The organism is Segatella albensis DSM 11370 = JCM 12258 (genome assembly GCF_000426565.1).
Lineage (GTDB): Bacteria > Bacteroidota > Bacteroidia > Bacteroidales > Bacteroidaceae > Prevotella > Prevotella albensis.
In genome coordinates this window covers 227,268-239,816 of the sequence record NZ_AUFP01000005.1, presented here as the reverse complement: position 1 = coordinate 239,816, position 12,549 = coordinate 227,268, and the positions used below count along the sequence as shown (strand labels likewise).

The window sequence follows — 12,549 nt, the reverse complement described above, 5'->3', positions numbered from 1 at the left end:
TGATATAACCTAATTTTGAACTAAGTTTCCATATCTTTGTGTTTTTGGTATGATTTTTGCTAGATGATTTATAGAAATATAAGGAAAGTATTATGGCATTTATAGATTATTATAAGATTCTAGGTGTTGATAAAAATATCCCTCAAAAGGATGTTCGATCAGCATATCGTAAACGAGCAAAACAGTTTCATCCGGATCTTCATCCGAATGATCCTAAGGCAAAAGCTAAGTTCCAAGCTCTGAATGAGGCCTATGATGTGATTTCAAACCCGGAGAAACGAGCAAAATATGATAAATATGGTGAGCAGTGGCGTAATGCTGATGCTTATGAAAATGCCTCTGGATTTGGTGGGGGAGGAGGAAATCCTTTTGAGGGATTTGATTTCTCTTCTTTCGGTCATGGTGGCGGTGGCTTTTCTAGTTTCTTCCAGGATCTATTTGGTGGTGCTGGTCCTCGCTTTCATGCATCAAGTGGATTTGGCTCTCAGTATTCGACACCTCAAGATGATGGCGATGTAGAATCGAAGGTAACGATAGATTTATATACAGCTCTTCTTGGTGGTGATGTTATTGTTAAATTACCGAATGGTAAGAAAGTAAAATTAAAGATTAAACCAGAAACTCAAGAGGGCACTAAGGTTCGATTGAGAGGTAAAGGTAGAGTTGGTAGTAATGGTGTGCAGGGTGATTTGATTATTTGTTATCATGTGCAATTACCGACAGGACTTACTGAGCATCAAAAGAGTTTGTTAAGAGAAATGCAGCAAGGATAAAAAAAGGTCGATAGAAAATTTTTCTATCGACCTTTTTTATGTTATCTTAATTGGTTTTCTATTCAAGAATTTTAATCATGTTGAAAGAACTAATCTTTCCTTCTGGAGATACTGTTGCATTGATTTTAAAGTGTGCTTCTGTCTCTTTTGAAGGATCTGTTCTGGTGAGGTCCTCACGTGCAGAGAAATTCACTTGATACTCATATTCCTCATCTCCGACTTCTCGCTTCTTGATTTGATAATCATTATTAATATGCCAATTCATATTAGTAATATCATCCTTATATATTTTATTCATAAAGCTTACAACATCACTCTTTGTTGCACTACTTTTCCCTAGAAAACTAGACATTACGTCTTCTACTTGATCTGTCAGTCTATCCTGGTTACGAGAATTGATACTTTGGAAGAATCTGCGGAATAGAGAACTGATCATCTGCTTCTCTTGAGGCTGTAAGTCTTTAGATTTAGCCTTTTTGATGTTATCGCGAGCCTCATCTATATGTCCGCCTGCAGGATGTTCCTGAAGATAAGTTTCAAAAGCCTCAATACTATTTTCTCTTTCTGCAACGTTCCAGTCTATAGAATCAATTCTGTTCAGGGCTTCTTGGCGATGTTGAGAATTAGGGTGACTGTTGAGATATGCTTCAAGGGAAGATTTAGAATTACTCATAAGAGCATTAGTCCAATCTTGATCGTTTTGTTGAAGAAGAGCAAGATGAGCCTGTATAGAATCAAGATGTGCAGTAGGAGCATCCTTATAGGTGTCCAGATAACTTTGTAAGACAGCAGGATCTGTACTAGTCATTGCATATTCATAGGCTTCATTTTCTTTGTTATCTTGTGCAGAAGAATACATATAATATCCTATTCCAACCACGACTAAAGCTATGAAGAATGAAACAACATAAATCGCACTTTTATTTTTTTTAGGTGCTGAATTGTTATTAGTTTGATGAGGTGTGTTAGGAATAGTTGGCGGTACGATTGGTTTGATAGGTTCCTTCATATCTTGTGTTTCCAAAATATTAGGATTGCCTGCAATCTTTACACCGCAATTTGGACAAAATGGTGCTTTGTCACTTACTACGTGACCGCACTCAGGACATTTAATAATTGCCATATTTATTTGTATTAAATTTACTGTAAACTTTCTCTTTATCGATGTCGAAACCTGATTTCTTTCAGTCGATGTTGTCCCATGAACCTACTTTTGTCGACATATCCGTTTATGCCATTTAGATGACCTTTTCCTGTGTATTGCCACATTTCAAAGTCTCTTCCATCGATAAGTCTAGGCTCTTTTCTTGAATATTGAGCAATCATGAGGCGATAACTATCGATTTTACCAGCCAAAGTATGGTCGTAGAAATTGGCTCCTGTATATATTAATGGCTTTTGCCGATAAGATTTTTCGACTAAATGAAGAAATTTAAACAGACTGTCACAGAATTCTTCGACACCAAGCCCACTTTTAGTTTCTACATCAATCATAGGAATTAGATCTTGATCGCTAGGTCTACATTGGGCCATAAAATTTTTTAATTGATCTTCTTGTGGAATTCTTGCACGATAAAAATGATAAGAACCAACCTTTAAGCCATATCGATGAGCTAGATCAATGTTTGATTTATATTTATCGTCAACGCGAGAACCTCCTTCTGTGGCCTTCAAATACACATAATGTATATGTCCATTATCGCCAATAGTTTCCCAAAATACATTTCCTTGATAATGGCTTAAATCTATGCCGTGGACATGTCCACAAGTATCTTCACATTCTACTTGGGCCCGAACGCCAATGAATGTAAAAAGGCTTATAAGAATTATGATGATTCTATTCATGTTGGCAAAGATACGCATTATTCCTCAATCTCGGAAAGAGACGATGTAAAATTATGTAAAAAATTACTAGTCGATTCTATTGGTGCATATTTGAAATAGCGTATACAATGGTTAATATTCTTTCTAAAGGTTCCATTTGTTGTATGTACTAATCCTGCTTCACTTTGCTGGAATTTCCATTCTCTGGTGGCTTCTTCTACAGTTTGGTGAAGTGCTTTCAGTGTCATCTTGTATGCATCTTTCTCTATGTGATGTACAAAAGGAATTTCGTCCATCTCAAAACCGAAAAATAGGATAAGAATGCTTCCTTGTAATTGAGCGATTCTGCTGATATGAAGCTTCTTCAGCCAATCTTCTAGTTTCACAAAATCTACTTTATCTCCTCTTGTTCGTAAGTATTGACCAATCTGTATGATGCCTTTTAGGTTTATATCTAAATTGAGCATGGTTTGCACATTAGTCACGATGATTCGTAAGAGATAAATTGTTTCTACAGAAGTATCTATCGAATGATGTTCATCGGTTTGTATTTTTATAAATTTCTTGTGCAAGAAAGGATTCGTCATCTCCGCCTCTGTTGTCGATGATCCTTTTACATTATTCAATAATCGATTTAGTTTCTGTAGCTTATAATTTGTCATAGGCTCCAAAGACTCCTCCGAATTGAAATATTGGATTCTGAGTTTTTTGAATACGTTTCTCTGTATGAAATTCATAAATTTTCTTTAACTAAATTTTCTTGGATATCTGAATATGATTGATAAAAGTGCAGCCACGCCTATTGCCATCGGATAATATAAATAGGGTAGGATATCTATTGGGTTTATTTTGGCAAGACCAGCCGCCAATAACATTTGGACACCATACGGTATTAAACCTTGTATAGTACAAGAGAATGTGTCGAGGATGCTGGCTGCCTTACGATTGTCTACACCAAACTTGTCTCCAATTCGTTTTGAGATACTGCCCACAGTTAAAATAGCCACCGTATTATTAGCAGTACAGATATTTACAAATGAGACCAATGCCGCAATAGAGAGTTCTGCACCTTTCTTGCTATTTACATGTGCGGTAAGTTTTTCTATGATGAAGTCTATACCTCCATTGTTTCGTATGATTTCCAACATACCACCAGCCATCATAGCAATAATTACGAGTTCTCCCATATTAAGGACACCGTCTCCCATAGCACCAAACCATCCGTAGATAGAAAAATCTTTGTTCGCAATCCCTATGATGCCACATAACAATAAGCCCAAAGAAAGGACTGCCATCACATTCTTCCCCAAAATGGCCGTAATTAATACGATAAAATATGGTATCACTTTTATCCATTCTACTTTGGCAATCTCTGGAGGTTGCTGTGTCCCGGAGCCTATGATAGAATAAATAATTAGAACGATAATTGCTGCTGGAATTACAATCTGAGCATTTACTCTAAACTTATCGCTCATCCTGCATCCTTGGGTCTGTGTTGCCACAACGGTAGTATCGGAGATGAAAGATAAATTATCGCCAAAGTATGCTCCTCCAACAATGGTTGCCGTCATCAGAGGTATACTGTTACCTGTGGACATTGCGATGCCTGCTGCTATTGGCACTAAAGCCACAACAGTGCCAACGCTTGTTCCTATCGAAATAGAAATGAAACAAGCAGCCAAAAATAGTCCAGGCATAATCATTTCTGTAGGTAGATAGTTGAGAGCTAGATTTACGGTGGCGTCAATAGCACCTATACTCTTGGCAGAAGCTGCAAAAGCGCCAGCCAGAACATATATCCATAACATTAGCATGAGGTTGCTAGAACCAGCTCCCTTGCTATAAGTGTCAATACGTTTTCTTACAGGAATACCACCAGTGATCATGATAGCATAGATACTTGATATCATAAATGCTACCGATAGACTCAAATTAGGTTCATTATCCGTTTTGTCTACAGAATATATTGTAAACATGGCGATAAAGAACATTAAAACTATCAATGGCGATAAAGCTAAGAATCCTTTTTTGTTACTCATTCTATTATAACTGTGTGCGTCTGTAGAAGTCGACATTTTCTTTACTCAACAGTTCTATAGGCATATAATTTACCGGGTTGACTTTCTTCTTTAAGACAATAGCTTTGAAGAGAGTGTCTATGCATGAGTATCCTTGCTGATAAGCATGCTGAGCGATAAGGAAAGATATGCTACCTTCTTTTAGGCAATTTGCGTTTTTGTTCACCATATCGTATCCCATCATCTGTACATCTCTTTTGTTAGATTTCAAAAGATACTCTCCGACGATGTGCGCTTTTGATCCCATCGTTATGCCGTGATGAACAGCTGGATGTTCCTTAAAGAATTGTTCCAAAGCTTTAGTGTATTCGCTGCGGTTACCGTCTACAGGAAGTTGCAGATCTATAATTTTGATTTCCGGGAAATGGTCATGCATATAATGTCTGAAGCCCACCTCACGATTATCTTGCTGTTTACTGGTTACTAATCCATTTTTGGTTTGTTTCATGAGCATGATTTCAGTTTCTTTAGATGCAATCAGCATAAGCATTTTAGCAGCGAAGTAACCACTAGAGAAGGAATCTTGTCCGAAGAAAGATAAAGGTTTCAAGTCGGGCATATATGAGTCGAGCAAGATGAAAGGAATGTTCTGCTCATGTAGTTTATCTGTGAATTTGCGAGTCTCCTCTAGAGTTGAAGGTACAATGACCACACCGTCTGGTTCCTCGTTTAGTATACTATAGAATTGTTTTTCAAAAGAAGAATCATCAAATCGTTGATAATATTTAATGTCTACCTCGATATGGAAATCACGACGAGTGTCTTCGCATTTCTTTGCGCCTTCTTCTATTTCCTCCCAATAGGCTTCGTGTTCGTGCTTGGGCACCAACAGATAGAAATGGTACTCCTTATTATATGCAAGAGCACTTGCATACATATTAGGCTGATAATTCATTTCCTTTAATGCCTTCTCAACCTTTTCTCTTGCAGGTTTTGAGACGTTAGGGCGATCGTGTAAAACTCGATCCACTGTGCCTACAGAAACACCAGCTCTTTCGGCAATGTCTTTGATTCTAATTTTTGAAGCCATATTTCTAAGCGTTTGTTGTGCTCCTTGCGTGCCTCAATGGTTTTAGGTCGCTTGTGTCCGCACACATTATATGTTTACGACCACAAATATATAAAATAAAGTCGAATTGTGCGAATACACAGCCCCAAAAGTGTTGCAAAATGTGTGTTTTTTGTCTTTCCAGCTCTTTTTCTCCAATTTTTTTGCAATTTGTTTCGTGATTAGCAAATAAATCGTTACTTTTGCGAATGGAAGCAAACGATGAAAATAATCTATGATAAACGAAATATAAAACGAATTAGAAAAATGGCAAAAATTGTAACATTAGGCGAAATAATGCTTCGTCTGTCTCCAGAAGGCAACGATCGCTTTATTCAGAGTGATCATTTCCGGATTATTCCGGGAGGAGGTGAAGCTAATGTAGCTGTGAGTTTAGCAAATTATGGGCATGAGGCATACTTTGTAAGTAAACTACCTTCTCATGAAATTGGGCAGATAGCAGTAAATGCATTGCGTCGTTATGGCGTGAATACCCAATATATATCCCGTGGTGGAGAACGTGTGGGATTGTATTATGCAGAGACAGGAGCCTCGATGCGTCCGTCTAAGGTGATTTATGATCGTGCACATAGTTCTATAGCAGAGGCAGAGCCTTCTGATTTCGATTTTGATGCTATCATGGAAGATGCGCAGTGGTTTCATTGGAGCGGAATTACTCCAGCAATCAGTGATAAGGCTGCAGAATTAACGAGGTTAGCATGTGAGGCAGCAAAGCATCATGGCGTGACAATTTCAGTGGATTTGAATTTCCGCAAGAAGTTGTGGACTTCAGAGAAGGCAATTTCTGTGATGCGCCCTTTAATGAAATATGTTGATGTTTGTATTGGTAACGAGGAGGATGCTCAACTATGTTTAGGTTTTAAACCAGATGCCGATGTTGAAGGTGGTAAGACCGATGCCTCTGGCTATTATAATATCTTTAAAGGTATGATGCAAGAGTTTGGTTTCCAGTATGTTGTAAGTACACTCCGTGAATCTATCTCTGCTTCAAATAATGGTTGGAAAGCCCTTATATATAATGGTAAGGAATTCTACGAAAGTAAGCATTACGATATCAATCCTATTATTGATCGTGTAGGTGGAGGTGACAGTTTCTCCGGTGGTCTTATCCATGGCTTGCTCACTAAAGAGACACAAGGTGAAGCCCTTGAGTTTGCTGTAGCAGCATCAGCCTTGAAGCATACCATTCCAGGTGATTTCAATTTGGTAAGTGTATCCGAAGTGGAAAGTCTTGCAGGTGGTAATGCTAATGGTCGAGTACAGCGTTAAACCGATAAAAGAATATAAGTCATGGCAAAATTCAATAAAGTACAGGTCATTACAGCAATGAAAGATACGGGAATGGTTCCTGTATTCTTCAATAGCGATTTAGATATTTGTAAAAACGTTATAAAGGCATGTTATGATGGTGGAGTTCGTGTATTCGAATTTACGAATCGTGGTGACTTCGCTCATGAAGTCTTTGGTGAGTTAGTAAAATGGGCAGTTCGTGAATGCCCAGATTTAATACTCGGTGCAGGAACTATTGTAGATGCTCCTACAGCAGCTCTTTATTTACAACTTGGAGCCAACTTCATTGTTGGACCAAATTTCAATCCAGAGATAGCATCAGTATGCAATCGCCGTTTAGTACCATATTCTCCTGGTTGTGGTTCTGTAAGTGAGATGAGCAATGCCCAGGCTGCGGGTTGTGATATCACCAAAGTATTCCCAGCAGGTAATGTTGGTGGTCCTTCGTTTGTAAAAAACGTATTAGGTCCATTACGTTGGAGTAATATTATGGTAACAGGAGCCGTTTCTCCTGAGCGTGCGAACCTCACAGAGTGGATTAAGGCTGGTGTGCTTTGTGTAGGTATGGGTAGTAAACTATTTCCAAAGGAAGTGATTGTTGCCAAGAATTGGAAAGCAATCACCGATAAATGTGTGGAAGCACTTGGATATATTAAAGAAGCAAGAGCTTAAAACTCCTCATATTGTGAGTATCATTATCATGTTGATAATGGCACTCACATTTTTTTCGGCTTGTTCACCATCGCATCGCGATGAAGTGGATGAGCTGAATCTTAAATCTTATGCGTATCATTATCAGGATTTAGATTCAGTACGTTTCTATGCACTAAAAGCATTACAGTTGTCCAACGATTACGATGCAGGTCAGGCTGAGGCCTTTAATAACTTAGCTTTTGTGAGCATTATCAGAATGGACTACATAGGTGCTCGCAAGATATTGATACAAGCCGAGTCTATCACAGATAATCAAATAGAGCAGTTCATAGCTGATGTACAGATGATGCGTCTTTGTCAGCGAGAATCTCGAAACAAGGAATTTTATGTATATCATGAGCGTGCACAGAGCCGATTGAAACGAATTAACGAAGAGAAGAATACACTTTCTGAGCATTTGCGTAAACGATTACTTTATGCTCAGTCTGAATTTAATATTGTTACAGCCACCTACTATTATTATGTAGGTTTGTATAAGCCTTTTAGAGAATCTTTAAAGGCTATCGATCCTAATGAAGTAGAGCAAGATACGGCCCAGTATCTTAACTATTTGTATAATATTGGTTCTGGTGGTGCTATTATTAGAGAATCAGCCGATGAAGTATGTCTTTCAGAATTTGATTACCTACTGAAATGTTATTTGCTGGCCGGTGATAGATATCCTTTTTGGGCTGCGAACTCCCTTCAAGCAATGAGTGAGCACCTGAATAGTCCTCATCAACTGGATCTTTTGCTTAAGAATAATCTTCCTGCAATAAAATATATAAACACCGATCAGATGCCCGATCAACTTCTTGCAGGGAATTTAGCTGAGCGTGCTTTATATTTATTCAGTCAGTATGGTGATGTTTATCAGACAGCAGGTGCGAATCGTACTTTGGCAGAATGTTATTGGAGTATTCACGACTATCGGTCTGCGATTTCGTGTCTTGGAGATGCCCTAAACAGAAATAAAGCCATTTCTCAGGCACCCGACCTTGTGGCATCCATTCGTGAACAATTAAGTTTGAGCTATTCTGCTCTTAACGATAAGGCCTCGAGTGATTATAATCGTAACATCTATCTTGATATGCAAGAGCAGACTCGTCAGGATCGACAGTTGGAAGCTCGTGCCGAACTTCTTAATCAAAGTACTTCCCAACTTAACTGGATGCTTCTTGCAGTCGCTGTAGCAATTATTCTGTTGTGTGTACTACTTTTTTGGTTTAGTAGATTACGTAAGAATGATGATTTACAGTTTACGTTAAATAAATTGTTGGAGCCTTTGCATACATGGATGAAGCAGAATCTACAAGAGTCTCGCGAAGTGAATGACAAGTTTGAGGAGATTGATGAGCAAATCCAAGTTGCACAGATTCATATGTTGGCTAATAAAAAGCGAAATCTAGAGCAGCGTGCTAAAATACAATTAGTGAATGAAGTTACCCCGTTTATAGACCGTATGCTTAACGAGGTGGCTCGTCTAGGTAACAGTCAGGAATCAGAAGAAACTAAGAAACAACGCTACGATTATATTGTAGAACTTACAGATAAGATTAATGATTATAATAATGTGTTGACTCAGTGGATTCAACTCCGACAAGGAGAATTGAACCTGAATATCGAAAGTTTCAAGTTACAAGATTTGTTCGATATTGTAAAGAAGGGCAGAATGAGCTTCCAACTTAAGAATTTGGAACTTGATGTCCATGATACCCCAGTTGTGGTCAAGGCAGATAAGACGTTGACCCTTTTTATGCTCAACACCCTTGCTGACAATGCCAAAAAGTTTACCCCTGCGGGTGGTAAGATAACTATAGACGCCGTATCAACCGAAAAATATGTGGAGATCAGCGTTTCCGATACAGGAGAGGGAATGACAGAAGAACAAGTAAGTCATATATTCGACCGCAAGCCTATTATTGATGAACAAATCAATAATGTTCCGAAAGAACAGAAGTCGCATGGCTTTGGATTACTGAACTGTAAAGGAATCATAGAGAAATATAAAAAAGTGAGTTCCCTGTTTTCGGTGTGTGAAATCTTTGCTGAAAGCCACTATGGTCAAGGCTCCATATTCAGGTTTCGGTTGCCAAAAGGTTTTGTTCGGTTCATATTGTTACTGTGTATGGTCATGACAAGCATGTACAGTATGGCGAAAGGTATATCCGATTACGGTAAGAAGGCAGCACTGTTTGCCGACAGCGCATATTTCAGTAATATCGAGGGTACTTATGAACGTACTCTTGTGATGGCAGACTCAGCCCGTAAATATCTTAACCTTATTTATTTGAGTCAGCATCCTAAGGGACGTCATCTAATGGTCAAGGAATCATCTTCGGGAGTACCTTCCGAGATTATCTGGTTTCACGATAGTGTCAAGGTAAACTATAATATTATTCTTGATATTAGGAACGAGAGTGCGGTAGCTGCCTTAGCACTACATAAATGGGATTTGTACCATTACAATAATTCCGTTTACACCTTACTGTTCCGCGAACATTCTGCCGATAACACCCTCGCTTCATACGTGCGTACCATGCAACAGGCAGAGAATTCTCGTATTGTGGCCATTGTGTTGTTGATATTGGTTCTGCTTTTGATTCCTGTTGCATTTTACTTTCTTTTTTATCGCCATAAAATCTTTTTCAAATATTGTGTGGAGAAGGTCAATGGTGTGAACGATATCTTACTGAAGTCAGAAACGAGTGAGAACAAACTGAAACAGATTGATCAGATATGGTCACCTCATACACGTTCCTCAGTAACTGGTGATGTCAATACAGCATCGTTGAATCCTTTGATTGATAAAATACGGGATGCGCTCAAAAACAATATTGCCGTCACTAATCATCAAAAGAATCAGATGACCCTGGCCCGTGATGAATTGCGGCGTGTAGATTATGAGAATGCTCGACTGCATATCAGCAATAGCGTGCTGGAAAATTGTCTATCCACATTGAAGCATGAGACGATGTACTATCCTTCGAGGATTAGACAACTTATTACCTTAGATGCTAAAGATATCTCTGTCATTAAAGATGTAGCAGAATATTACAAAGAACTGTACACTCTTCTCAGTGCTCAGGCCATGCGTCAGATAGAGGGCAATATAAAATATGACAAAGACCTTATACTTTATCTTTTCGAAATACTTAATAAAGTGTGTGGTTGTCTTCTCTGTGAGGCAAAGATAGAGGATAAGGATGATAGATACGTTATCATTTCTCAGAGATCAAATCGGCTTTTGCTTACTGACGATCAGTGCCGTTTATTGTTTACGCCGATGACGTGTGATATTAGATTCTTGCTATGTAAGCAAATTATCAGAGAGGTGGGCGAGATAACCAATCTCAGAGCCTGTGGTATACAAGCTGTGCGCCGTGCCTCTACCGTTGAAATAGAAATAATAATGCCAAAAAGAATATGGAAAAATTTAAAGTAATTATTGTAGAAGATGTTCCTTTAGAGTTGAAAGGTACAGAAGGTATTTTTCGTAATGATATACCTGAAGCCGAAATTGTGGGAACAGCGGATAGTGAAGTGGCATATTGGAAACTTATCAATCAACAACTTCCAGATTTGGTGCTGCTCGATTTAGGCTTGGGAGGTAGTACAACGGTAGGTGTAGAAATCTGCCGTAATACTAAGGAGAAATATCCTAATGTCAAGGTATTGATATTCACAGGTGAGATATTAAACGAGAAATTGTGGGTAGATGTACTTGATGCCGGTTGTGATGGTATCATATTGAAAAGTGGAGAACTCCTTACGCGTGGTGATGTGGCCAGTTGTATGGGCGGTAAGAAACTCGTTTTCAATCAACCGATTCTACAGAAAATTGTTGAGCGTTTCGAAAAGAGCGTTAACAATCAGATACTCCGTCAGGAGGCTCTTGTCAATTATGAGATTGATGAATATGATGAACGATTCCTGCGTCATCTTGCTTTAGGCTATACTAAGGAACAGATTACGAATCTGCGTGGTATGCCTTTTGGTGTAAAAAGTCTGGAAAAACGTCAGAATGAATTAGTTCAGAAACTCTTCTCTGATGGTAATGGAGGTGTTGGCGTGAATGCTACACGTTTGGTGGTTAAGGCTTTGGAACTTCGTATTTTAGATATCGACAATCTACAACCTGACGAAGAGTGAAACAACGATATTATCACATCACTTCATGGATTTTCATCTGGCTGGCAATCATTCAGCTTGTGGTAATCTTTGGTTCGTGGCTTATTACCTCACTGGTGCCGAATGTTCACATGCTGTCCTTATTAAGTAGTGAAGGTATCAGATGGTATTTTGGAGGTGTCGTCGACGATTTAGCTTCCCCGGTATTGGTATGGATTATTCTATGCTGTATCACGTATGGTGCCGTTGTCAGGAGCAGAATATTGCACTTCGACCGTCATGAATACCGTCAGCGTATAGGCATACAACTAGTCCTGTTAGAGTTATTTATTTCTATTATTATTATGACTCTGCTTACAGCTGTTCCTCATGCCATTCTGTTGAGTGTGAGCGGTGACTTGTTTCCAAGTGGTTTCTCGCGCAGTATTGTGCCGGTTGTTACTTTTACCGTTAGTGCAATGAGCGTGAGTTTCGGAGCTGTGAGTGGTAATCTCAAGCGAGTAGAGGATGTAGTAGAAGCTATGACCATAGGTTTGGGTTGGGGAAGCCCGCTTATTATCATTTATATTGTGTTGTGTCAGTTATTATACTCCTTGGGTTTCGTGTTCTCTGTGAACTTTCCATAAATAATGTATATAACAGCGTAGTCTTGCGCTGTTGATACATTTGACAAAGAGAATGATACAAAGAA

The 12,549-nt window shown here is 38.7% G+C and carries 11 protein-coding genes; 6 read left to right on the top strand and 5 right to left on the bottom strand.

What is annotated here, in order from left to right:
• Positions 1-92: 92 nt before the first annotated feature.
• On the top strand, positions 93-773 hold the full coding sequence (locus tag K333_RS0104025; protein ID WP_024989382.1) for a DnaJ domain-containing protein: 681 nt from the start codon (positions 93-95) through the stop codon (positions 771-773).
• Positions 774-831: 58 nt separating this feature from the next.
• On the opposite strand, the gene K333_RS0104020 is transcribed toward K333_RS0104025, so the two are convergent.
• From K333_RS0104020 to K333_RS0104000, 5 genes are read right to left on the bottom strand one after another with little or no spacing between them, the layout of a single operon-like run.
• A complete protein-coding gene (locus K333_RS0104020; RefSeq protein ID WP_024989381.1) occupies positions 832-1,896 on the bottom strand; it encodes a zinc ribbon domain-containing protein in 1,065 nt (354 codons plus the stop codon).
• Positions 1,897-1,931: 35 nt separating this feature from the next.
• Positions 1,932-2,618, bottom strand: a complete 687-nt coding sequence (locus tag K333_RS0104015) for a glycoside hydrolase family 25 protein (protein ID WP_024989380.1) — start codon at positions 2,616-2,618, stop codon at positions 1,932-1,934.
• 17 nt (positions 2,619-2,635) lie between these two features.
• Positions 2,636-3,334, bottom strand: a complete 699-nt coding sequence (locus K333_RS0104010) for a hypothetical protein (protein WP_024989379.1) — start codon at positions 3,332-3,334, stop codon at positions 2,636-2,638.
• A 9-nt stretch (positions 3,335-3,343) separates the two neighbouring features.
• The gene (locus K333_RS0104005; protein ID WP_024989378.1) at positions 3,344-4,636 is read right to left on the bottom strand and encodes a Na+/H+ antiporter NhaC family protein; all 1,293 of its coding nucleotides are present in this window, start codon (positions 4,634-4,636) and stop codon (positions 3,344-3,346) included.
• 4 nt (positions 4,637-4,640) lie between these two features.
• Positions 4,641-5,705 carry a LacI family DNA-binding transcriptional regulator gene (locus K333_RS0104000; protein WP_027452363.1) on the bottom strand — a complete coding sequence of 355 codons (1,065 nt, stop codon included), beginning with the start codon at positions 5,703-5,705 and terminating at the stop codon, positions 4,641-4,643.
• A 285-nt stretch (positions 5,706-5,990) separates the two neighbouring features.
• Here K333_RS0104000 and K333_RS0103995 point away from each other — a divergent pair, with 285 nt between their 5' ends.
• Genes K333_RS0103995 through K333_RS0103975 form a run of 5 tightly spaced genes read left to right on the top strand, consistent with a single transcriptional unit; the run spans position 5,991 to position 12,484 of the window.
• Complete coding sequence (locus K333_RS0103995; protein WP_024989377.1) at positions 5,991-7,013, top strand: sugar kinase; 1,023 nt, start codon at positions 5,991-5,993, stop codon at positions 7,011-7,013.
• Positions 7,014-7,034: 21 nt separating this feature from the next.
• The gene (locus K333_RS0103990) at positions 7,035-7,706 is read left to right on the top strand and encodes a bifunctional 4-hydroxy-2-oxoglutarate aldolase/2-dehydro-3-deoxy-phosphogluconate aldolase (RefSeq protein ID WP_024989376.1); all 672 of its coding nucleotides are present in this window, start codon (positions 7,035-7,037) and stop codon (positions 7,704-7,706) included.
• 37 nt (positions 7,707-7,743) lie between these two features.
• A complete protein-coding gene (locus tag K333_RS0103985; RefSeq protein WP_238314290.1) occupies positions 7,744-11,172 on the top strand; it encodes a sensor histidine kinase in 3,429 nt (1,142 codons plus the stop codon).
• Positions 11,154-11,879 (top strand): DUF5932 domain-containing protein, encoded by a 726-nt coding sequence (locus K333_RS0103980; RefSeq protein ID WP_024989374.1) that lies wholly within the window; start codon positions 11,154-11,156, stop codon positions 11,877-11,879. Before K333_RS0103985 ends, K333_RS0103980 begins: the two co-directional genes overlap by 19 nt.
• Positions 11,876-12,484, top strand: coding sequence for an AbgT family transporter (locus K333_RS0103975; protein ID WP_024989373.1), 609 nt, complete (start codon positions 11,876-11,878; stop codon positions 12,482-12,484). Before K333_RS0103980 ends, K333_RS0103975 begins: the two co-directional genes overlap by 4 nt.
• Positions 12,485-12,549 lie beyond the last annotated feature (65 nt).

Excerpts from the sequence above, each read along its gene's own strand:
- K333_RS0104020 (WP_024989381.1), bottom strand. The coding sequence starts at position 1,896 with ATGGCAATTATTAAATGTCCTGAGTGCGGTCACGTAGTAAGTGACAAA.
- K333_RS0104000 (WP_027452363.1), bottom strand. The coding sequence starts at position 5,705 with ATGGCTTCAAAAATTAGAATCAAAGACATTGCCGAAAGAGCTGGTGTT.
- K333_RS0104015 (WP_024989380.1), bottom strand. The coding sequence starts at position 2,618 with ATGAATAGAATCATCATAATTCTTATAAGCCTTTTTACATTCATTGGC.
- K333_RS0103995 (WP_024989377.1), top strand. The coding sequence starts at position 5,991 with ATGGCAAAAATTGTAACATTAGGCGAAATAATGCTTCGTCTGTCTCCA.
- K333_RS0103980 (WP_024989374.1), top strand. The coding sequence starts at position 11,154 with ATGGAAAAATTTAAAGTAATTATTGTAGAAGATGTTCCTTTAGAGTTG.
- K333_RS0103985 (WP_238314290.1), top strand. The coding sequence starts at position 7,744 with ATGGCACTCACATTTTTTTCGGCTTGTTCACCATCGCATCGCGATGAA.
- K333_RS0104025 (WP_024989382.1), top strand. The coding sequence starts at position 93 with ATGGCATTTATAGATTATTATAAGATTCTAGGTGTTGATAAAAATATC.
- K333_RS0103990 (WP_024989376.1), top strand. The coding sequence starts at position 7,035 with ATGGCAAAATTCAATAAAGTACAGGTCATTACAGCAATGAAAGATACG.
- K333_RS0104005 (WP_024989378.1), bottom strand. The coding sequence starts at position 4,636 with ATGAGTAACAAAAAAGGATTCTTAGCTTTATCGCCATTGATAGTTTTA.
- K333_RS0104010 (WP_024989379.1), bottom strand. The coding sequence starts at position 3,334 with ATGAATTTCATACAGAGAAACGTATTCAAAAAACTCAGAATCCAATAT.